The organism is Plantactinospora sp. BB1 (assembly GCF_003030385.1).
Taxonomy (GTDB): domain Bacteria; phylum Actinomycetota; class Actinomycetes; order Mycobacteriales; family Micromonosporaceae; genus Plantactinospora.
Genome location: NZ_CP028159.1, coordinates 1,582,544 through 1,603,384 on the forward strand (window position 1 = coordinate 1,582,544; position 20,841 = coordinate 1,603,384).

Sequence of the window (20,841 nt, forward strand, 5' to 3'; positions counted from 1 at the left end):
GGCGCTACGGCGCCTTCGGGCAGCCGTTGTCGGCGCGCCAGTCCCTGACCTTGGCGGCCGGCGACGTGTTCCGCTTCTTGCGCCAGGCGTCCAGGAACGACGCCGGCCAGACCACGCCGCGCCGGATCCACCAGTCGGCGGTCTTCTGGCAGGGCGGTGAGATGCCGAAGTGCAGGTGGCAGACGTTGTTGGCGTTGCCGGTCCGGCCGACCGTGCCGACCTGCTCACCGGCCCGGACCCGGACACCCGCCTCGATCCCGCCGCTGACGGTGGTCAGGTGCGAGCCGTAGTAGCGCACACCGTCGTCGCCGAGCAGCGAGACGGCCTTGCCGCCGTTGTTCGGCCCCTGCGGCCCGGTCTTGCTGTACCGGTCGACCCGGCTCACCTCCAGGATCCGGCCGTTCGTGACCGCGACGACCGGCGAGCCGCAGTTGGCGAAGATGTCGGTGGCCGGGTACGCCGAGTGGGTCGGGTGGTAGGCGACGTTGCCGGTCTGCACCGGAAAGACGTACCTGTGGCTGCCGCTGGTCGTCGGCGGCGGGGTGGTCGGCTTCTTCGACGGCGACCTGCTCGGCGTCGCGCTGGCGGTCGGCGTCGGTGCGGCGGTCGGCGTACCGTCGGCGGCCGCGCTGGTGGCCGGCGTCTCCATCGGCTCGAAGGCCGGTGCGCCGGTTGGCTGCCGCGTGTCGGCGCAGCCCGCGGCGAGCGCCGTCACCGTCACCAGCAGGACGGCGACCGGGTATCCCCGACGCCGGCCGGCCCGGCCCGGTCCCGCTGATCCTCCCCATGACATTGGGCCATAGTGGCAGACCGACCCGGAGCCCGCCGGCCCGGAACCGCCGCTGCGGCCGGGGAACCGAATCTGTACCCGCCGCACCGCCCGATGTCCGCGCCGTGCCCTGCGCCGGGCCGGTGCCGGGCGGTCGTGATCCGGTCGCCCTCCGGCGCTCGCCGGGTAGGCTGCGAGCGGGTGGACCGGGCCGAAACGGGCGGAGCATCGCGCGGGCCTGGGCGTGTGTGGCTACCCGTGGTGACGGGAGGGAGCGGGGTCATGGCGGAACAGCCGGCTCTCCAACCCCGGTCCGGGGTACCGCATCCTGGGTTGCACCAGCCCGGCCAGCCCGGTACCCCGGCCCAGCCGGGTGTACTCCAGTTCGGCGGGCCCGGCACGCCGCCACCGCCGGCCATGCCGTCGCCGGTCGTCGGCTCCGACCCGGTCTGGCAGCCCCGACCCTTCGGGCACACCCCGTCCGGCCTCTTTCCGGCCAGCCCGCCACCCGGGAACACCCACCCGACCTACCGGGAACCCCATCCGGTACGCCCCGGAGCCGTCGCCGCGGGCGCCGCGTCCACCGCCGCCTGGCTGGTGGCCTTCGGCCTGCTCGGGCACGACCTGCGCGGGTACGTGCTCTGGACGCTGCTGGCCGGCGGGTTGGCCTGGCTCGTCGCGCTGTTGCTGACGCAGCGGGGCAACCGGGGAGCCGGTGCCGGCATCGCCCTGGCCACCGGGATGGGTTGGGCGATCGCCGGGGTGGCCGTCGCGACGCGCTGGTACACCAGCGCCGACTGGCCGTTGTGGTGACCGTCCGCCCGGTTCCCTCAGTCCCCTCCGTCCGTTCTGTCCGCTCGGTTCCCTCGGTCCGCTCGGTTCCCTCGGTCCGCCCGTTGTACTCCGGCCGTCCGAGATGCTCTGTCCGTTCCGTCTGCTTTCGTCGCTTCCGGTGGCGATCGCTGCGGCCCGCGTCGCAACTCCGGACCGGTGCCGGCGAGTTCTCGGAGACTCCGAGAATCGCTCGCAACAGCCGCGCTGAGTGAGGTGACCGCTGCGCACCGCTACCGGCCTTGACGAACCGGGCCCGACTCGGCACTCTCGGCGGTATGGCCTGGACAGAGCATCGGCTCGACCCTGAACGCAGCCGTCGTCGGTTGCAGCTCCTCGCCGAGCTCGCCGGGGCGAAGTCGGTGCGCGAGCGTGAGCATCCGCGACGTGCCCGGGTGGACCGCCTGCGCGAGCTGATCGCCACCCGTCGCCGCCTGGTGAACTGACCGCAGCCTCGCCCACTTCGATTCCCCGTCCCTCCTTCGGGGCGTTGCGTGGGCTCGGCTGGATACGACCGGATACCGTCACGCGTGACAGAGAGCCGGCTGTGCACCGGGGAAGTCGGCGTGATGTGCGGCTGGGGGCCGCTGGGTAATTGGGGGGACCGTGTCGTACTTCGCTGCGGCGGTGGTGCGCCGCCAGTCCGGCTGGGCCGCGACAGAAGTTGATCTCAATGGCGCGGGCGACATCGACGAGGTCGCCGACCTGCTCCGCGACGTCGATCCCGACGCCGAGATCTCCTTGCTGTTCGTCGAGTCCGACGACGCCTACCTGGCCATCGTGCGGCTGGACGAGGGTGACGACCTGCGGGTCTTCGGTTCGGACTCGGCGTTCGCCGAGGAGTCGCGGCTCGGCGCCCTGCTGGTCGGCGACATCAAGGCGCCGGCCCTGGACATCGACGACGTGGTCGAGCCGGTGGAGCGCGCGGCCGGGTCGTCCGACGACGACGAGGAACCGGCCGTCGATCCGGACGCCGACCCGGTGGGCGACGCCGATCTCCTCGCCGACCTCGGCATCTCGGCCCACCGCCTGCTCGCGCTCTGCGCCCACGAGGGGATGCTGCCGGCCGACGTGACGGCCGAGGTCTGCCAGATCATCGGCTGCGGCAACGAGGTCGAGGAACTCCGCGAGGCGTGACCGGACCAACGGGTCGGGCCGCCGGTGAATCCGACCCGTCCGACCAGCCGCTGACCGGGCGTCGATACCGGCACGAGGCGTGGATGCGGCGGGCGCTCGAGGTCGCGGGTGCGCCGCCCGGCCCCGGCCCGATCCCCCCGGTGACCGGCCGGGCCGCCGAGGTCGCCGTCGAGGCGCTGGCCGGAGACGTACCGGTCGGAGCGGTCGTCTACGCCCCGGACGGTACCGAGTTGTCGAGCGCCCGCAACGAGCGCGAGCTGACCGGTGACCCCACCGCGCACGCCGAGGTACTGGCCCTGCGCCGGGCCGCCCGCACGGTCGGCGCCTGGCGGCTGACCGGCTGCACCCTGGTGGTGACCCTGGAGCCGTGCACGATGTGCGCCGGTGCGCTGGTACTCGCCCGGATCTCCACGGTCGTCTTCGGTGCCTGGGAGCCGAAGACCGGTGCGGTGGGTTCGCTCTGGGACGTCGTACGCGACCGGCGGCTCAACCACCGCCCCGAGGTGTACGGCGGGGTCCTGGCGGCGGAGTGCGCCGCGGCACTACAGTCCTTCTTCCGCTGACCCGGTACCCGCCAGCCGATACCCGGTACGCCGTTGTGCACAGTGCCCGGCCCGGCGGCACGCCGGTTTTCCACAGCTCCGGGGCCGGTGGGACGGCGGTTCTGCACAGCTCCGGTCGAGGTTGTGCACACCCTTGTGGATAACCTCGACCACCTGTGGAAAACACTCGTGTCCCCGGTTGCCGACGGCACCGGATCAGCCCGGTACGCCCCGAGCCTGGCCCGCCGCCGGGCCGAGGTCGCCGGTCGGCAGCTCGGCGCGGGGTGCGGGGGACGACGTGGCCGCGACGGCCGGCGGGGCGTACTCCGGAACGGCCTGGACCGGCGCCTCGGCCGGCAGCAGGACCGTCACGACCAGCCCACCCCCGTGCCGGGGTTCGGCCCGGACCGACCCGCCGTGCGCACCCGCGACCGCCCGCACGATCGACAGCCCGAGCCCGAAGCCGCGACCGCCGCCGACCCGCTCCTGACGCAGCCGTCGGAACGGCTGGAAGATCGTCTCGATCTCGTACCCCGGCACCACCGGCCCGGTGTTCGCCACCACCAGGCTCGCCCAGCCGTCGACCGTCGCGGTGTTGAGCCAGACCTGACCGCCGGTCGGAATGTTGTGCCGCAGCGCGTTCTCCAGCAGGTTCTGGGTCAGCCGCTCCAGCAGCACCGGATCGCCGGTGGTGGGTGCCGGAGCCAGGTGCCGGTAGACCGGCAGTTCGGTCCGCATCTGCTCGGCCACGTGCCCGACCACCTCGGCGAGGTCGAGCGGGGTGCGTTCCACCACCTGCTGCTCCGAGTCGGCCAGGGTGAGCAGCCCGTCGATCAGCCGCTCGTGCCGCTCGTTGACCGCGAGCAGTGTCTCGCCGAGCTGCCGCAACTCGGCCGGCGCGCCCGGCCGGGTGACCGCCAGTTCCAGCAGTGACCGGTTCAGCGCCAGTGGCGTACGCAGCTCGTGCGAGGCGTTGGCGACGAACCGCCGCTGCCCGTCGAAGGACTGGTGCAGCCGTTCCAGCATCAGGTCGAAGGTGTCGGCGAGTTCCTTGACCTCGTCGCGGGGGCCGTCCAGCGCGATCCGCTCGTGCAGTCCGCGACCGGCGATGCCGGCACCGGCGATCCGCCGGGCGGTACCGGTGATCTGGTGCAGCGGTTGCAGCGCCCGCCCGGCGATCAGCCAGCCGAAGGCGAAGGCGGTCGCCGAGACCAGGGCGAGGGCGATGCCGCCCTGGGTGAGCAGGGTCTCCAGGGCGTTCTGCCGGGCCTCGTTCTGGATCTGGCGGGCGAAGATCCGGAGCTGCTCGGCGTCGCCCGGACTGACGATCCGGGTGGGTGCGGGGGCCGGCGGCCGGTTCAGCGTCACGCCGAAGGTGGCGGGCATCCGCTGTTCGACGAGTACGTAGGTGACGGCGAGCAGCACCACCCCGGCAAGCAGGAAGAGGCCGCCGTAGACCAGGGTCAGGCGGGCCCGAATCGTCAGTCTCTTCACCTAATCTGATACCCCACTCCCGGCACGGTCTCGACGATCTGCGGATCGCCGAGCTTGCGGCGCAGCTTCATCACGGTCACCCGGACCACGTTGGTGAACGGGTCGATGTGCTCGTCCCAGGCCCGTTCCAGCAACTCCTCGGCGGAGACCACCGCGCCGCCGGCCCGCATCAGCTCGGCCAGCACCGCGAACTCCTTGCGGGACAGTGCCACGTACCGGCCGTCGCGGTAGACCTCGTGCCGGGCCGGGTCGACGACCAGGCCGGCCCGGGTCAGCTTCGGCGGCGCGGCCGGTCGGGCCCGCCGGGTCAGCGCGTGTACCCGGGCGGAGAGTTCGACCAGCGCGAACGGCTTGATCAGGTAGTCGTCGGCGCCGAGGGCCAACCCGGCCACCCGGTCCCGGACCGCGGCCGCGGCGGTGAGCATCAGCACCCGGGTCTCGCCCCCGCCCTCCATGATCGCCCGGCACACGTCGTCGCCGTGCACCACCGGCAGGTCCCGGTCGAGTACCACCACGTCGTAGTCGTTGACGCCGAGCCGCTCCAGGGCCGCGTCGCCGTCGTACGCGACGTCGACCGCGAACGCCTCCCGGCGCAGCCACTCGGCGACGGCGTCCGCCAACAGCTTCTCGTCCTCGACCACCAGTACCCGCACCGTCCCATCCTGACTCGGTGCCGGATAACCCCGCCGTAAACGTCGACGGTTACGCCCCGGATACGCGTCGCAGACTTCAATTTGTCCGTATCGGCCGGCGAACCGCGCCGGCCCACGGAAGGAGTTGTGCCATGCGCCGACGAATGTCGGGCATCTGGCTGGCCCTCCCCGTCCTCGGCCTGGCGCTTGCCGGTTGCGCCGGGGCCGACGAGGGGCCGGGGGTGGCCACCGCCCAGGGTGGCACCGGAGCCGGGCCTACCGCCAGTGCCAGCGCCGCCGCGCTCAGTGACGAGGACCGCCGCCTGGAGTTCGCCAAGTGCATGCGGGAGAACGGAGTGGAGATGCCGGACCCGGAGCCGGGTCAGGGCGGCATCCGGATCCAGCGCAACCCGGGCGACGATCCGGCCAAGACGCAGGCGGCGATGGAGAAGTGCCGCCACCTGCTGCCGAACGGCGGTCAGTTGCAGCTCAACCCGGAGCAGGTCGAGCAGGTGCGCAAGATGGCGAAGTGCATGCGGGAGAACGGTGTGCCGAACTTCCCGGACCCGCAGCCGGACGGCACCATGCGGTTCGACCAGGGCAGTGGGATCAAGCGGGACGATCCGACGTTCCAGGCCGCGATGGAGAAGTGCCGGGGCGACTTCCCGGTCCGGATCCAGGGTGGTGGCCGATGACGGTGGGTACCTCCGCGACCGAGACCGGCCCGTCCCCGGACGGGCCGGTTCCGGCCGGCACCGGGCCGGACACCGCCGCCGGGACTGTTCCGGCCGCCGGGGGCCGGTCGGGGCGTCGGCGCCGGGGCGGCCGGGGCCGGGCGGTGGCGGTGGGGACCGCCGCCGCGCTGGCGGTCGCCGCCGGGGTCGCCGCCGCCGTCGGCTTCGGCGGTGACGATCCGGGTACGGCCACCGCCAGCAACCTGCCACCGGCGAACGCACAGGTGACCCGGCAGACGCTGGTCGACTCGGAGACCGCCGACGGCGAACTCGGGTACGGCGAGACCCGGACCGTGGCGGTACGCAAGGCGGGCACGATCACCTCGATCGCCGCCGCCGGTACCCGGGTCACCCGGGGCAAGCCGCTCTACTCCATCGACAACAACAGGGTGGTGCTGCTCTACGGCGGGCTGCCGGCGTACCGGACGCTGCGCTCCGGCGACAGCGGCGAGGACGTCGAGCAGTTCGAGAAGAACCTGAGCACACTCGGCTACGACGGGTTCACCGTCGACGACGAGTACACCTCGGCCACCGCCGAGGCGGTGCGGGAGTGGCAGGAGGATCTCGGCCTCGACGAGACCGGCCGGGTCGAGTTGGGCCAGGTCGTCTACGCCACCGGCGAGGTCCGGGTGGACAGCACCGACGTCGAGGTCGGCGACGCCGTACAGCCCGGCGGTGGGGTGCTCAGCTACAGCGGTACCTCCCGGGTGGTCACCGTCTCGCTGGAGGTGGACGACCAGCGGCTGGCCAAGCGGGGTGCCAAGGTTACGGTGACGCTGCCGGACGGCAAGGAGGTGGCCGGCACCATCGCCGCCACGGAGACGATCATCGAGACCGGTACCGGCGCCAACGGCGCACAGGGCGAGCCGGAGACCAAGATCGAGGTGACCGTCACCGCCGCCGACCCGAAGGCGCTGGCCGGATTCGACAGCGCCTCGGTCGACGTGGCGTTCACCGCCGCGCAGCGGGAGAACGTGCTCACCGTTCCGGTCGCCGCGCTGCTCGCCCTCGCCGAGGGCGGCTACGGGGTGGAGGTCGTGGAGGGCGACGCGACCCGGATCGTGGCGGTGCGGACCGGACTCTTCGCCTCCGGCCGGGTGGAGGTGACCGGCGACGGGCTGGTCGAGGGGGCGACCGTGGGGATGCCGAAGTGAGCCGGGACGTGGCGGCTGCGGGTACCGCACTCGTCGATCCGCCGGCCGGCACCGACGGGGTGGTCGTGCTGGACCGGGTCACGAAGGTCTATCCGGGCGGCGTGACCGCGCTCGGTGGCGTCACCCTGACCGTCCGGCCGGGCGAACTGGTGGCGATCGTCGGGCCGTCCGGCTCCGGCAAGTCCACCATGCTGCACCTGATCGGCACCCTCGACCGGCCGTCGACCGGCACCGTGCACATCGACGGGTACGACGTGGCGAAGCTGTCGGACCGGCAACTCTCCGCGCTCCGGTCGTCCCGGATCGGGTTCGTGTTCCAGCAGTTCCACCTCGCACCGGGCGTACCGGTGCTGGACAACGTGGCGGACGGGCTGCTCTATGCCGGCGTACCCCTCGGGGAGCGGCGGCGGCGCGCGGAGGCCGCGCTGGTCCGGGTCGGGCTCGGGCACCGGCTGGACCACCGGCCGCACGAACTCTCCGGCGGCGAACGGCAGCGGGTGGCGATCGCCCGGGCCGTGGTGGGCAACCCGGCGCTGCTGCTGGCCGACGAGCCGACCGGCAACCTCGACTCGACATCCGGGGCGGGGGTGCTGACCCTGCTGCGTGAGCTGAACGCCGCCGGGACCACGGTGGTGGTGATCACGCACGACCGGGAGATCGCGGCGAGCCTGCCCCGGCAGGTGCAGATGCGCGACGGCCTGGTGCTCACCGACAGCGCCGCCGGCGATGATTCCGCCGCCGGCGATGATTCCGCCGTCGGCGATGATTCCGCCGTCGGCGGTGGTGGCTTCGTCGGCGGTGGTGGCTTCGTCGGCGTTGGGCTCGCGCCGATCGCGTCGAACGGGGTCGGCTGATGGCCGGGGCGAACGGCGGGGCGGGACCCCGGCTGGTACCGGCCCGGATGCGTCCCCGCGACATCCTCCGGGTCGGCGGCGTCGGGCTGCGCACCCGGCCGCTGCGGGCCTTCCTCTCCGCACTCGGCATCGCGATCGGTATCGCCGCGATGGTCGCGGTGGTCGGCATCTCCTCGTCGTCCCGGGCGGAACTGGACCGGATGCTCGACTCGCTCGGCACCAACCTGCTGACCGTCGCGCCCGGCAACACCATGTTCGGCGACGCGGCCCAGTTGCCCGAGGAGTCGGTGGCGATGATCGGCCGGATCGGCCCGGTCCAGCAGGTCTCCGCCACCGGGCAGCTCGGCGAGGCCCGGGTCTACCGCTCGGACCGGATCCCCGAGGTGGAGAGCGGCGGGATCGCCGCCCGGGCGACCCGGCTGGACCTGCTCGACACGGTCGGGGCGACCATGGCCAGCGGTACCTGGCTGAACGGGGCGACGGCGCGCTATCCGGCCGTCGTCCTCGGAGCCACCGCGGCGGAACGGCTCGGGCTCGGCAGCGCCGGACCGGACGTACAGGTCTATCTCGGCAGCCGGTGGTTCACCGTGGTCGGGATCATGGCACCGGTACCGCTGGCGCCGGAGCTGGACCTCTCCGCGCTGGTCGGCTGGGAGGCGGCGGCGACGTACCTGGGCTTCGACGGGCACCCGACGACCGTCTACACCCGGTCGGTCGAGCAGTCGGTCGAGGCGGTGCAGGCGGTACTCGGTGCCACCGCCAACCCGGAGGCGCCGAACGAGGTCAAGGTGTCCCGGCCGTCCGACGCGCTGGAGGCGCAGCAGGCCACCGACGAGGCGTTCACCGGGCTGCTGCTCGGGCTCGGCGCGGTCGCGCTGCTGGTCGGCGGGGTCGGGGTGGCGAACACGATGGTGATCTCGGTACTCGAACGGCGGGCCGAGATCGGGTTGCGCCGCTCGCTCGGCGCGACCCGTGGCCAGGTACGCACCCAGTTCCTCGCCGAGTCGCTGCTGCTCTCCGCCCTTGGCGGCGTCGGCGGAGTGTTGATCGGCATCGGGGTGACCTCGGGCTACGCCCTGTCCCGGGACTGGCCGACGGTCGTGCCGAGCTGGGCGATGGTCGGCGGCGTCGGTGCGACGCTGCTGATCGGCGCCTTCGCCGGCCTCTACCCGGCGATCCGGGCCGCCCGGCTGGCCCCGACCGAGGCACTCGCCACCCCGTGACGGGGGTGCAGGGAGGGGCCCCTTCTTGTCGCGTTCTGTGCAAGAAGGGGCCTCTCCCTGCGTTGTCGATCAGGCGACGATGGTGTCGAGGGCGATCTCGACCATCTGGCTGAAGGTCTGCTCGCGCTCCTGCGCGGTGGTCTGCTCGCCCCGCTTGATGTGGTCGCTGACGGTCAGCAGGGTCAACGCCCGCGCCCTGAACCGGGCCGCGATCGTGTAGAGCGCCGCCGACTCCATCTCCACGGCCAGTACGCCATAGTCGGCGAGGGTGTCGTAGAGGTCCGGACGGTCGGTGTAGAAGGCGTCGGCGGCCAGGATCGGCCCGACCCGCATCGCGATGCCGCGCCGCTCCGCCACCTCCACCGAGGTACGCAGCAGCCCGAAGTCGGCGACCGGGGCGTAGTCGATCAACCCGTCGAACCGCATCCGGTTCATGTTCGAGTCAGTCGACGAGCCGCTGGCCGCGATCACGTCCCGGAGCTGGAGGTCCTCGCTGAGGGCGCCGCACGAGCCGACCCGGATCAGCGACTTCACGCCGTAGTCGTTGATCAGCTCGTGCGCGTAGATGGAGGCGGAGGGCATGCCCATGCCGGAACCCTGGATCGAAACCTCGGTGCCGGACCAGCGGCCGGTGAAGCCGAGCATGCCGCGCACCGTCGAGTAGCACTTGGCGTCCTCGAGGTAGGTCTCCGCGATCCACTTGGCCCGCAGCGGGTCACCCGGCATCAGGACCCGCTCGGCGATCTCGCCAGGCTTGGCGCCAATGTGCGTACTCATGTGAGGTGATCCTGCCAGGTCGCTCCGGCCGATACCGCCGCGACGTCGCACCGCGGCGTCGGGTACCCTTCTCGGCGGTGGTGTGTCCGAGTGGCCTAAGGAGCACGCCTCGAAAGCGTGTGAGGGTTTACGCCCTCCGCGGGTTCAAATCCCGCCGCCACCGCCACTGAACAGGCAAACGCCCGGCAGGTCGGAAACGACCTACCGGGCGTTCGGCTTGTGGTCCAGTCCGTCGTGCGGCGACGGGTGGCCGGTTACGGCGTCCAGAGGCCGAGGTCGATGGTCCGGGTCAGGGTCGCCTGCTCGTCGTCGCCGTCCAGCGACCAGATCATCGCGCCACCCAACCGCTCCGCGCGGATGAACAGCGTCTTCTGGAGTACGACGGCCGGGTCGTCGTACGTCCAGAAGGTCGTACCGTCGTAGAGCCATGCCGTCCCGGCGCGGAGGTCGCGGTAGACCCGGTAGCCGTCCTTGCCGGCCTTGGTCTTCAGCACCTTGTAGTCCTCGTAGCCGGGCTCGAAGGTGGCCGGGGCGGCGCCGCCGGTGGAGGTGCCGAACAGGCCGTTGCGCCCGCCGGTCACCCCGGTCCAGCCGCGCCCGTAGTAGGGGATGCCCAGCACCAGCTTGCGGCGCTCGGCGCCCCGGTCGAGCCAGGCGTCGATGGTGCGGTCGACCGCGAAGTCCGGCTCGGTGGCCCCGGCCGGTACCCGCAGCGCGGACTGCTGGTTGGCGACCGGCTCCCAGGTGCCGTGGAAGTCGTAGCCCTGCACGGTGGCGAAGTCCAGGTTCTTGAAGACCTTCCGGACCTCGAAGCCGGCGTCGATCGCGGCCGGGTTCGCCGGTACGAACGCGGTCAGCTCGTAGTGCTTCCGGGCCGGCTTGCCGAGCGCGTCGAGCTGGCGGCGGAACTCGGCGACCAGCGCGGTGAAGTTCTGCTTGTCCTCGGGCCGGTAGACCGTGTCGACGTCACCGGCCGAGCCGGGCCATTCCCAGTCCAGGTCGATGCCGTCGAAGACTCCGGCGAGCGAGCCGGGTCCGCCGGCGCTGCCGTCCGGGTTGGGCAGGTTGCCCCTGAGGTAAAGGTCGATGCAGGAGGCGACGAACTTCCGCCGCGACTCGGGGGTCAGCGCCGCGTCGGAGAAGTGTGTCGACCAGCTCCAGCCGCCCAGCGAGATCAGCACCTTCAGGTCGGGGTGGATCGCCTTGAGCTTCTGGAGCTGCCCGAAGTTGCCGTTCAGCGGCTCACCCCAGGTGTCGGCGACGCCGTCCACGCTCTCCTCGGCCGGTACCGGTCGCTGGTAGTCGGCCCAGGCGTCGCCCTCGCCCGGTCCGCCGTCGACGTAGCAGCGGCCGTCCGGGCTGACGTTGCCAAAGGCGTAGTTGAGGTGGGTAAGCCGGCTGGCCGCGCCCGAGTCGTGCAGCTTCTTGATTGTGAAGGCCCGGCCGTAGATGCCCCACTGGGTGAAGTATCCGACCTTGACGAAGTCGCCGCGCTGGCCGCCGTCGTGCCGGGACGGTGCGCCGGGAGCGGCCGAGGCCGGGGGTACGGCGCCGCCGGCGAGCAGGGCGGTGACGGCGGTGGCGGCGGTGAGGGTACTGAGTCGACGGAGAACGGATCCGCGCATATGCACTCCTGAACGGGGGGATGGAGCGTCGGCAGAACAGTTAGGAAACTTTCCGGTGCCTGCCCTGCAAGGTAGGGCGGTCGATGTCGGGTGGTCAAGTGTGCCGCGCCGGATCGCACCGAAGGTGTAGCGGTGGGTAGTTAAAGAACATTTAGGAATCTGAACTGATCCACTTCGTACCGTCCGCCGTACCCATCGGTAGCTGCAACCGGGCAGCGGACGATCGAGGGAGCGGTGTATGTACAGGCGACGCAGGACGACCAGCCGGGCGCGCAAGGTGTTCCTGGGCGTGGCGGCGGCGGCCCTGCTCGGCGGTGCGCTGGCCGTCGGCACCGGACTCGGCAACGCGGGTGAGAGCTGCGCCGGCCTGGACACCGCACTGCGCAACAACCTGAACTTCATCGCCGGCCAGCAGGCCAACCCGGACGCCCAGTCCGAGGCCCGGATCGCCAACCGGCAGGCCGTGGTCGACCTGATCCAGCAGCGCCGGGCCACCGCCGGCTGCACCGCCGACGTACGCGCGGACGCGCCCGCGCCGCCCGCCGCCCCGCCGGCGGCCGAGCCGACCAGGACCCCGGCGAAGCCCCCGGCCCAGCCGCCCAAGGCACCCGCCCGGCCGCCGGCCAACCCCGGCGGCGGCACCGGCTCCAACGGCGGTGGTTCCACCGGCGCGGGTGAGGTGGTCTGCAAGGGATCGACGGTCACGCTCTTCAACGAGGACGCCGGCCCGGCGGCGTCCAGCGGCACCTTCCCGATCGGTACCACGTTGAAGGTCACCAACCTGGACAACAACAAGAGCGTCACGGTCAGGGTGACCAGCCCGTCCGGCAGTTGCGTACTGCTCAACAACGCCGCGTTCGAGCAGGTACGAGAGCCGGGCAAGTTTCTGATCCGGCGACCGGTGATCGAGCGGATCGGCTGACACCCGGGCTCAGGTGGCCCGGCCCGCACCGCCGACCGGTCCGGGCCACCCTTCCGGATAGTCCTCCACCGCTCCGCGTACGATCACGCCTGCCGAAGATATCTGACACGATCTAACGTTTTCGGCGCCGATTGCCACGAGGTCGTCAGCCACAAGGCTCCTACCAGGCGCAATACGGCATTCTGCGGCCTCCGCCGTGCTATGTTCCATCGGCCGACGGGTCCTTGGCAGGCATGGCTCCTTCAGGTCAGTGAGGAAAGGGAAACGGTGGGCTCCGACCGGACGGTTTCTGATCAGCCAACGTGGCGGCGCAGTTCGCGGTGCGTCACCGAACACCATTGTGTCGAGTTCACCCTGATGGGTGACGGTGTGGCGCTGCGGAATTCCCAGCGGCCGATGGACATGCTCCTGATCCGGCGCAGCAGGTGGTCTGCTCTCGTTGCCGCGATCAGGGCTGGTGCCTTCGACGCGCCGGCTGCCGACGCATAGATAACCTCGCCCGTCCTATTCCGTGGCCCGCGACTCCCGACGTCGCTGCGGTCGTACGACCTTGTCGCCGAGTCGGGTCGACTTGGCGAAGCCGTTCCAGGGCGGGTTGACCGGGAACCCGGGTGGTTCGTACGGGCGTGACGGCGGGCCGACCTTGACGGCGCGGAGGTATTCCTCGTTCACCAGGGCCATGAAACGGGCGGCCCGGGTACGTGGCTTGCGGTAGAGGTGCCAGTCGCCGTGCCGCTGCCAGAACAGCCGGGGAACCTCGCTGTCGAAGAACTGTGCCAGGAAGTTGCGGGCCTCGGGGGCGGTCAGACCGCCCCGCTCCCAGGCCCGGGTCCAGGACTTGATGATCAGGCTGCAGTAGTAGAACAATCGTTCGTCGACGTGTTCCGGTGAGACCCGAGAGCCCCAGCACTGGCAGTATTCTGGATTTTCGATGGCGAGCTTGACGAGGTCCTCGGTACGTTGGTGGATCGCCTGTATCCGTTCGTATCTGAACTGGCCGTACTGAACGGCCAGCGAGGCGGAGACGACCAGCAGAGCGAGCGCGGCCAGGAGGGCTGAGGCGGCCCCGTACGCCTGCCCGATGTCGCTGGCTCGCGAGTAGTCGTCACCACTGGTATAGAGACGATTGAGGATTGCCGGCGACACCGTCGCGACGAGTAGCGTGCCGCCCATCAGGAACGTTGACACGACGAGCAGTGCGCGTCGACTGAGTGTGCGCCCCAGTTCACCCAGAGGGTAGGGCTCGCGAACCGCCATCCGTGACTCCTCCGTCGGCCGGGGTCAGATAGCAATTCTGCGGGTTGCCCTCCGATGACTTCTCCTGTCATGCATGTTCATTCACAATCCAACGGGAGGCCTGGGGATTTGCCCGGTATCATGCCCCGTCAATCCGTGGAAGTTCCATTCCCGCCGACGTGCCGATCTTAGTTCGTGCCGCGACCGCCGGAAATGCCGTTGTCGCCTCCGATATCCGATGGCCGTTGTTCGATCATTATCGAGGCTTCGGCGTCGACAGCGCCGGGAGCCGGTGCGGCAGTTGCCAGCCGTCGGCGAGCCTCGACGGATGCAGATTGCGGCCGCCGCCGAAGAACTCGCAGAACTTCATGATCAGTGGATCCCAGCCCAGCGGGTCGACGTGGTGCGTACCGGGGATGACCAGGGACTCGTCGACGTGCGCGCGGAGTACCTCGACCTGGAAGGCGGTGCAGTCCGGCGTCGGCTCGGCCATCGGCAGCACCGAGACGACCCGGCACTCCAACTGGATCGGGCACTGCGCGACCCGGGGCGCCCGGACCAGCTCGGACGGCTGCTCGGTCAGCCCGGCGAGAGCGAACTTCTCCGGCTCGTACCGGTAGCCCTGCGCCAGCTTGTGCTCCGGCACGTCCCGCTTCCCGGTGGTGAGCGCGATCCGGTCCACCGCTCCGACCATTGTCGACGACGGCAGGTTGAGTACGCACTCCCGCTCCCGCCGCAGGTTCGCCGTCGTCTGGCCGCTGTTGCCCAGCCCCAGCATGCCGGACTGCCCCAGCCACCAGGCCGAGGACATCGGTGCGAGATTGGCGCTGCCGTCCTCGTTGCGGGAACTGATCAACACCACCGGGGTGCCGAAGTACAGCACCCTGAGCCCGGGAACGATGTGCATGCGGCAACCCTCGCCCTCCCGGCCGGTGGTTGCTGGCGGTCATCGGACGTCGCGCTCCGGCAGCTCGGTCACGCGACTCCGGGACGGTCGCCGGGAAGGCGGGTCAGCAGGTGCCGAAGCCCTCGTCGAAGAGGCGCCTCGCGTAGTCGGTGTAGCCGGCGACGGTCTTGCGGACCGTCCGCCCGTCGTGCAGGAACAGGTAGGCCCGGTCGCCCTGCATCGCCAGCAGCCCGTCGTAACGGTAGCTGCCGGGTGGTGCGGTCAGCCGGGTGGCGGCCGGGTAGGCGGCCTCGACCTGGTCGACCGGGGTGCCGGCGGTGACACCCTCCGGGGTACGCACCGGAGGGCTGGCCCAGAGCAGCACCAGTCGGTCGTCGGCGAAGACCGGACTGACCGTGGTCGGATCGGTCAGGCTGGGACCGCAGGCCAGCGCCGGTTCGGCGTCGAGTTCACCGCGTCGGAGCAACTCCTGCTCGGTGTCGCCGAACCTGATGTCACGGACGCCCTTGAGGTGGAGGACGTCCGGCCCGTAGGCGGGTGTCGTCGCCGGCTCGTCCGAGACCGTCCGGTACGCATGACAGAGCGCCACCGCACCCGCCACGAGTACGGCCACGAGACGTACGACTTTTCGTGCCTCCATGTAACCCTCCGGTGGCACAGCGTAGTTTACCCCTGATTTGTCCAGTTCGTCGGGGTGTGGATCCGCATCCACACCCTGTGGATAGCACATGTGTACGAGCAAAACCGGTTACCTTCCGCTGGCCACGCCGGCACAATCCTGTGATGGTGATCATCGCGGAGCCGCTGCACGCGCGGCCTCGACCGGCGGAAAATCTGGCCTGGCTCGGCGACGGCTGGCCGGAGTTCGTCTTCCACGACCAGGAGACCGGCCGGCACATCGGGCGGATCCGCGAACTCTTCGCCAATCTGGAACTCGTCCTCCTCGACGACGACGTCGACCGGCCCGCCGGAGGTGCCGACGTCGACCGGCACGTCAGGGGTGACGGCGAGATCGTGGCCGCCGGCTGGGCGGTACCGCTGCGCTGGACCGGCGCCGTCGACGACCTACCGACCGGCTACACCGACTCGCTGGCCCGTGCGCTGGAGGCGTACGACGCCGGTGAGCCGCCGGACACGCTCGCGATTCTCGCCGCACAGGTAAGGCCCGATCGGCAGGGGCGAGGGCTGGCCGGGAAGTTGCTGCGGGCACTCGGCGACCTCGCCCCCGCGCACCACCGCGTGATCTGCCCGGTCCGGCCGACCCGCAAGGCCCGCTATCCGCTCACTCCGATCGACCGGTACGCCGGCTGGACCCGGCCGGACGGAACGCCGTTCGACCCGTGGCTGCGTACCCACGTCCGGTTGGGTGGGCGGGTCGTGACGACGGCGCCCAGGTCGCAGGTGATCACGGGCACCGTAACGGAGTGGCAGCGCTGGACCGGTATGGAGTTTCCCGACTCCGGCGAGTTCGTCATCCCGGACGGCCTGAGCACGCTGCACGTCGACCTGGCCACCGACTCGGCCACCTACGTCGAACCCAACATCTGGGTCCGGCATCGCTGACCTCGACACGCCCCGGGCTCGGACGCCGCCGCCCGGGTCAGCATCGAGTCCTGCTCCGGGATAGCGGTCCAGGCGGCCCGGGTTACGGGGCCGGGAGCAGGTTTTTCGCCACCAGTTTGCCGTGCGCGGCGCAGACCCGGTAGACGTCCAGCCGAGGCTGGAGCACGTCCCCGTGCGAGCGGTAGTACCGGCAGTCGGCACCGGCCGGCTTCGACAGTGGATCCGGATCCGGCGGCTCCAGCATCTCGCGGCGGGGCAGCAGCGGAAGCGCGCTGGCCCAGTCCTGCCCGACCCGCAGTTCGGCGTACCGGTCGGGGCTGAGTACGGAGTTGCTGGTCGCGTAGAGGTAGTAGCCGAGGGCGGCACCGCCGAGCGTTCCGGCGAACGCGGCCAGCACCATCGTCGCCGCGACCAGTCCCCGCCGGGCCTCCCGGTGCACCCGGCGCCGCCGGTCGGCGGCCGACCCGACCGGTGGGACCACGCCGGACGGCACCGGATCCGGCAGCGCCGCCGCCCGGGAGCCGCCGACCTGACCGGGCGGTCGGGGCTGACCGGGCGGTCGGGCCTGGCCAGCCGGTAGGGCCTGACCGGGCAGTCGGGCCACGACCTCGAAACCGCCGTCCCGGGCGCCGGTGTGCAGCGTGCCGCCGGCGAGCCGTACCCGCTCGCGGAGCCCCACCAGGCCGCGCCCACCCCCGACCGGGACCGGAGCGGGCCGCGGTGCCGTCGGCGGCCGGGCATTCGTCACGGCCACCAGCACCGTCCCGGTGTCGTCGACGTCGAGCCGTACGCTCACCGCCGCGCCGGGCGCGTACTTGTTGGCGTTGGTCAGCGACTCCCGCACCACCCGGTAGACGGTCCGCCCCACCAGCGGCGGAAGCGGTTCGGCCGGGCGCCTGTCGTGCAGTTCCACCGGCATACCGGCCGCCCGCGCCCGGTGCACCATATCGGCGACATCTCCGGTCTCGGCCCGCAACGCCGAACGGGCCGTCGACCCTGCCCCCGACCCCCGCCCCGGCTCCAGTCCCGATTCCGCTTCCGGTTCCGCCGGGGAAGAGGCACCCGTCGGGTCGGCGTCGTCCCGGAGGACGTCGATGATGTCCCGCAACTGCCCGGTGGCGGCGGCCGCGCCGGCCCGGAGCTGGCCGGCCACCGCCCGGGTCCGCTCGTCCAGGTCGGCCGACACCTCCAGGGCGCCGGCCCGGAGCGCGAGCAGGCTCAGCTCGTGGCCGAGCGAGTCGTGCATCTCCTCGGCGATCCGGGCCCGCTCGCGCAGGCGTACCTCGCGGGTCAGCATCCGCTGTTCGCGTTCGAGCTGCTCGGCCTGCTCCCAACCCGCGGCGACCAGCGCGCGCTGCTGCCGCCGGTACCGTCCGACCAGCCAGGGGAAGAGTCCGGCGTAGACCAGTGCGCCGGCCATCGTCGCCCAGTCCACGAAGCCGGACCAGCTCAACACCAGCGGGGTGCCGAAGACCGCCAGCGCGGAGTAACTCGCCGCCGCCGGCCAGGTGCTGTCCGTACGCCGGCCGAGCAGATAGCTGACCAGCGGCAGGCCGAGGGAGTAGTTTCCGTCCAGCGCGCAGAGCAGCACCACCGCGAAGAGCGGGACCAGCGGCAGCCGGCGCCCCGCCGCGACCGCGCCGCCCCAGACCGCCAGGCCGCCGAGCAGCAGCCCCAGCGGGTACGCCCGGTGCCCGGTCCAGGACCAGCCGACCGGTGCCGCCAGCGACGCCCAGAGCAGCACGTCCAGCAGGAGAGCCCGGTAACGCCACCGCCCGCTCCCGAACCGGTCTGCCTGGGCCACGGGTCGCACCGTTCCGACGGTACGCAGCGAAGCGCCGCCCGACGATCGGGGACCTCGCCCGGCCGACCCGGAAATGCCGGCGTCATCGACCCTGAGAAAGGTCAGGGTCGGCAGGTGACCATCGGGTGCAGCCGACCTGCGGCCCGGCTTCGTAGCTTCGAGCCATGCTGACAACCGAGGCCGGGCTGAGTACCGCCCAGGTCGCCGAACGGATCGCGGCGGGACAGGTCAACGACGTACCGGTGCGGTCGGGGCGGAGCGTCGGGGAGATCGTCAAGGCGAACCTCTTCACCCGGATCAACGCGATCATGGGTGTGCTGTTCGGGGTGATCCTCGCGGTGGGGCCGATCCAGGACGCCCTCTTCGGCGGGGTGATCATCGCCAACACCCTGATCGGGGTGGTGCAGGAGCTGCGGGCCAAGCGCACCCTGGACCGGCTGGCGATCGTCGGCGCGGCCCGTCCGGTGGTACGCCGGGACGGCCACGCCGTCGAGGTGACCTCCGCCGACCTGGTCCTGGACGACCTGATCGAGCTGGGACCCGGCGACCAGATCGCGGTCGACGGGGTGGTGGTCGAGGCGGAGCAACTGGAGGTCGACGAGTCGTTGCTGACCGGCGAGGCCGACCCGGTGGTGAAGCAGCCCGGCGACCCGCTGCTCTCCGGCAGTTTCGTCACGGCCGGTGTCGGGGCGATGCGGGCCACCAAGGTCGGCCGGGCGGCGTACGCGGCCCGGCTCGCCGAGGAGGCCAGCAGGTTCACCCTGGTCAACTCGGAGCTGCGCGGCGGACTCAACACCATCCTGCGGTTCGTCACCTGGCTGATCGTCCCGACCGGACTGGCCCTGATCGTCAGCCAGTACCTGGTCAACTCCGACGACCTGCCGGAGGCGGTACGCCGGATGGTCGCCGGGCTGGTCCCGATGGTGCCGGAGGGGCTGGTCCTGCTCACCTCGGTCGCGTTCGCGGTCGGGGTGATCCGGCTCGGCCGGCGGCGCTGCCTGGTGCAGGAGTTGCCGGCGATCGAGGGACTGGCCCGGGTCAGCGTGGTCTGCCTGGACAAGACCGGCACCCTCACCGACGCGGCGATGACGGTGGCCGAGGTACGCCGCCTCGACCCGACCGCCCCGGTTCCGGAGGTACTGGGTCTGCTCGGCGCGGCCGACGAGCGGCCGAACGCCAGCCTGCGGGCGGTCGCCGAGGCGTACCCGGCGCCGCCGAACGGCACCGGGGCGAGGGCGGGGTGGCGGATCGGGGAGCGGATCCCGTTCTCGTCCGCCCGGAAGTGGGGCGGGGCCACCGTCACCGACCCGGACGGGATCAGCCGGCAGTGGCGGCTCGGCGCTCCGGACGTACTGCTGCCGGCCGGCCATCCGGCGCTGGCCGAGGCGGACGCGTACGGTGCCCGGGGTTTGCGGGTACTGCTGCTGGCCCGGGCCACCGCCGACGGGCCGGGGCACGATCCGGTGCACCCGGTCGCGCTGGTGGTACTCGCCCAACGGCTGCGGCCGGAGGCGCCGGACACGCTGCGCTACTTCGCCGAGCAGGGCGTGGCGGTCAAGGTCCTCTCCGGCGACAACGCGCTCTCGGTGGGCGCGGTCGCCCGCAGCCTCGGACTGCCCGGCGCCGAGCACCCGGTCGACGCCCGCGAACTGCCGACCGATCCGGCGGCACTCGCCGAGGTGCTGGGCCGGCACACCGTGTTCGGCCGGGTCGGGCCGCAGCAGAAGCGGGACATGGTGGCGGCGCTCCAGGGTGCCGGGCACACCGTGGCGATGACCGGGGACGGGGTCAACGACGTCCTCGCGCTCAAGGACGCGGACATCGGGGTGGCGATGGGCTCGGGCAGCCCGGCCAGCCGGGCGGTGGCGCAGATCGTGTTGCTGGACAACAACTTCGGCGCGCTGCCGGCGGTGGTCGCGCAGGGGCGGCGGGTGATCGGCAACATCGAGCGGGTCGCGAACCTGTTCCTGACCAAGACGGTCTACTCGGTGCTGCTCGCCGTGATCGTGGTGTTGAGCCAGGTGCCGTACCCGTTCCTGCCCCGGCACCTGACCATCATCTCGTCGCTGACCATCGGCATCCCGGCGTTCTTCCTGGCGCTCGCGCCGAACTCGGAGCGGGCCCGGCCCGGTTTCGTGGGCCGGGTGCTGCGGTTCGCCGTACCGTCCGGGTTGGTGGCGATGGCGGCGACGATCACCTCGTACCTCTTCGCCCGGAGCGTCTACGGCGGTGACCTGGCCGCGGAGACCTCGGCCGCGACGCTGACCCTCTTCCTGGTCGGGCTCTGGGCGGTGGCGATCATCGCCCGGCCGTACACCTGGTGGCGGATCCTGCTGGTGCTCGCCCTCGGCCTGGCCTTCCTGACCATCCTGGTGGTGCCGTTCCTCCAGGAGTTCTTCCAGTTGAGCCTGGTCGGCACGACGGCACCGGGTGTGGCGGTGGGACTCGCGGTCGCCGCCGGGGCGCTGCTGGAACTGGTCCGGGTCGCCGTGCGCCGGACGGTACGCCATTCCCCGTGACTACTCGGCAGGGCGGCACGAATTGGTGAGTCGGGTGTGGACTCCTCTCTCGTAATCTCGTTCTCGGCCGGGAAAAACCCAGGTCGGAGACGGGTCGGACCCGAAAGAAAACGGGTTC

The 20,841-nt window shown here is 71.6% G+C and carries 20 protein-coding genes, 1 tRNA gene and 1 pseudogene; 13 read left to right on the forward strand and 9 right to left on the reverse strand.

From position 1 onward, the window contains the following. Window positions 1-4: 4 nt before the first annotated feature. Window positions 5-793: a M23 family metallopeptidase gene (locus tag C6W10_RS06635; RefSeq protein WP_107257284.1), complete on the reverse strand. Its 789-nt coding sequence runs from the start codon at window positions 791-793 to the stop codon at window positions 5-7. 258 nt (window positions 794-1,051) lie between these two features. Between C6W10_RS06635 and C6W10_RS06640 the strand changes: the two genes are divergently transcribed. The 4 genes from C6W10_RS06640 (at window position 1,052) to C6W10_RS06650 (ending at window position 3,300) form a co-directional block, all read left to right on the forward strand. Beyond that, on the forward strand, window positions 1,052-1,582 hold the full coding sequence (locus C6W10_RS06640) for a hypothetical protein (protein WP_234361648.1): 531 nt from the start codon (window positions 1,052-1,054) through the stop codon (window positions 1,580-1,582). Window positions 1,583-1,878: 296 nt separating this feature from the next. After that, window positions 1,879-2,046 (forward strand): hypothetical protein, encoded by a 168-nt coding sequence (locus tag C6W10_RS37900; RefSeq protein WP_199187700.1) that lies wholly within the window; start codon window positions 1,879-1,881, stop codon window positions 2,044-2,046. A 160-nt stretch (window positions 2,047-2,206) separates the two neighbouring features. Continuing rightward, window positions 2,207-2,737 carry a tRNA adenosine deaminase-associated protein gene (locus tag C6W10_RS06645; RefSeq protein ID WP_107257285.1) on the forward strand — a complete coding sequence of 177 codons (531 nt, stop codon included), beginning with the start codon at window positions 2,207-2,209 and terminating at the stop codon, window positions 2,735-2,737. An 83-nt stretch (window positions 2,738-2,820) separates the two neighbouring features. Next, complete coding sequence (locus C6W10_RS06650) at window positions 2,821-3,300, forward strand: nucleoside deaminase (RefSeq protein ID WP_107263725.1); 480 nt, start codon at window positions 2,821-2,823, stop codon at window positions 3,298-3,300. Window positions 3,301-3,495: 195 nt separating this feature from the next. On the opposite strand, the gene C6W10_RS06655 is transcribed toward C6W10_RS06650, so the two are convergent. Together C6W10_RS06655 and C6W10_RS06660 are read right to left on the reverse strand one after the other, a co-directional pair. Beyond that, window positions 3,496-4,773, reverse strand: a complete 1,278-nt coding sequence (locus C6W10_RS06655) for a HAMP domain-containing sensor histidine kinase (protein ID WP_107257286.1) — start codon at window positions 4,771-4,773, stop codon at window positions 3,496-3,498. Beyond that, complete coding sequence (locus C6W10_RS06660; protein ID WP_107257287.1) at window positions 4,770-5,426, reverse strand: response regulator transcription factor; 657 nt, start codon at window positions 5,424-5,426, stop codon at window positions 4,770-4,772. The genes C6W10_RS06655 and C6W10_RS06660 overlap by 4 nt, the downstream gene beginning before the upstream one ends. Before the next feature lie 131 nt (window positions 5,427-5,557). On the opposite strand from C6W10_RS06660, the gene C6W10_RS06665 reads away from it, so the two are divergent. The 4 genes and pseudogenes from C6W10_RS06665 (at window position 5,558) to C6W10_RS06680 (ending at window position 9,370) form a co-directional block, all read left to right on the forward strand. Continuing rightward, window positions 5,558-6,100, forward strand: coding sequence for a hypothetical protein (locus C6W10_RS06665; protein WP_107257288.1), 543 nt, complete (start codon window positions 5,558-5,560; stop codon window positions 6,098-6,100). Window positions 6,101-6,243: 143 nt separating this feature from the next. Then, on the forward strand, window positions 6,244-7,293 hold the full coding sequence (locus C6W10_RS06670; RefSeq protein WP_369938649.1) for an efflux RND transporter periplasmic adaptor subunit: 1,050 nt from the start codon (window positions 6,244-6,246) through the stop codon (window positions 7,291-7,293). Between the two features lie 59 nt (window positions 7,294-7,352). Continuing rightward, window positions 7,353-8,000 (forward strand): annotated as a pseudogene (locus C6W10_RS06675) (ABC transporter ATP-binding protein); the annotation flags it as partial. A gap of 146 nt (window positions 8,001-8,146) precedes the next feature. After that, window positions 8,147-9,370: an ABC transporter permease gene (locus C6W10_RS06680; RefSeq protein WP_107257290.1), complete on the forward strand. Its 1,224-nt coding sequence runs from the start codon at window positions 8,147-8,149 to the stop codon at window positions 9,368-9,370. Window positions 9,371-9,439: 69 nt separating this feature from the next. Here C6W10_RS06680 and deoD read toward each other — a convergent pair whose 3' ends face one another. Then, window positions 9,440-10,147 carry a purine-nucleoside phosphorylase gene (gene deoD / locus C6W10_RS06685; protein ID WP_107257291.1) on the reverse strand — a complete coding sequence of 236 codons (708 nt, stop codon included), beginning with the start codon at window positions 10,145-10,147 and terminating at the stop codon, window positions 9,440-9,442. Between the two features lie 76 nt (window positions 10,148-10,223). On the opposite strand from deoD, the gene C6W10_RS06690 reads away from it, so the two are divergent. Next, window positions 10,224-10,313 (forward strand) — tRNA-Ser (locus C6W10_RS06690). Between the two features lie 88 nt (window positions 10,314-10,401). On the opposite strand, the gene C6W10_RS06695 is transcribed toward C6W10_RS06690, so the two are convergent. After that, on the reverse strand, window positions 10,402-11,772 hold the full coding sequence (locus C6W10_RS06695; RefSeq protein ID WP_107257292.1) for a glycoside hydrolase family 18 protein: 1,371 nt from the start codon (window positions 11,770-11,772) through the stop codon (window positions 10,402-10,404). Between the two features lie 238 nt (window positions 11,773-12,010). Between C6W10_RS06695 and C6W10_RS06700 the strand changes: the two genes are divergently transcribed. Then, complete coding sequence (locus C6W10_RS06700; protein ID WP_107257293.1) at window positions 12,011-12,694, forward strand: hypothetical protein; 684 nt, start codon at window positions 12,011-12,013, stop codon at window positions 12,692-12,694. Window positions 12,695-12,895: 201 nt separating this feature from the next. Next, window positions 12,896-13,183, forward strand: a complete 288-nt coding sequence (locus C6W10_RS39625) for a DUF397 domain-containing protein (protein WP_107257294.1) — start codon at window positions 12,896-12,898, stop codon at window positions 13,181-13,183. A gap of 15 nt (window positions 13,184-13,198) precedes the next feature. Here C6W10_RS39625 and C6W10_RS06710 read toward each other — a convergent pair whose 3' ends face one another. The 3 genes from C6W10_RS06710 to C6W10_RS06720 form a co-directional block, all read right to left on the reverse strand. Then, the gene (locus C6W10_RS06710) at window positions 13,199-13,882 is read right to left on the reverse strand and encodes a DUF6082 family protein (RefSeq protein WP_159104493.1); all 684 of its coding nucleotides are present in this window, start codon (window positions 13,880-13,882) and stop codon (window positions 13,199-13,201) included. Between the two features lie 304 nt (window positions 13,883-14,186). After that, window positions 14,187-14,837, reverse strand: coding sequence for a flavin reductase family protein (locus C6W10_RS06715; protein ID WP_107257296.1), 651 nt, complete (start codon window positions 14,835-14,837; stop codon window positions 14,187-14,189). 103 nt (window positions 14,838-14,940) lie between these two features. Next, the gene (locus tag C6W10_RS06720; protein ID WP_107257297.1) at window positions 14,941-15,477 is read right to left on the reverse strand and encodes a hypothetical protein; all 537 of its coding nucleotides are present in this window, start codon (window positions 15,475-15,477) and stop codon (window positions 14,941-14,943) included. A gap of 143 nt (window positions 15,478-15,620) precedes the next feature. Between C6W10_RS06720 and C6W10_RS06725 the strand changes: the two genes are divergently transcribed. After that, complete coding sequence (locus C6W10_RS06725; RefSeq protein ID WP_107257298.1) at window positions 15,621-16,400, forward strand: hypothetical protein; 780 nt, start codon at window positions 15,621-15,623, stop codon at window positions 16,398-16,400. An 82-nt stretch (window positions 16,401-16,482) separates the two neighbouring features. Here the strand turns inward: C6W10_RS06725 and C6W10_RS06730 are convergent, their stop codons facing one another. Then, window positions 16,483-18,213 (reverse strand): sensor histidine kinase, encoded by a 1,731-nt coding sequence (locus tag C6W10_RS06730; RefSeq protein ID WP_159104494.1) that lies wholly within the window; start codon window positions 18,211-18,213, stop codon window positions 16,483-16,485. 155 nt (window positions 18,214-18,368) lie between these two features. Between C6W10_RS06730 and C6W10_RS06735 the strand changes: the two genes are divergently transcribed. Beyond that, on the forward strand, window positions 18,369-20,723 hold the full coding sequence (locus C6W10_RS06735) for an HAD-IC family P-type ATPase (protein ID WP_107257300.1): 2,355 nt from the start codon (window positions 18,369-18,371) through the stop codon (window positions 20,721-20,723). The last annotated feature ends 118 nt before the right edge of the window (window positions 20,724-20,841 follow it).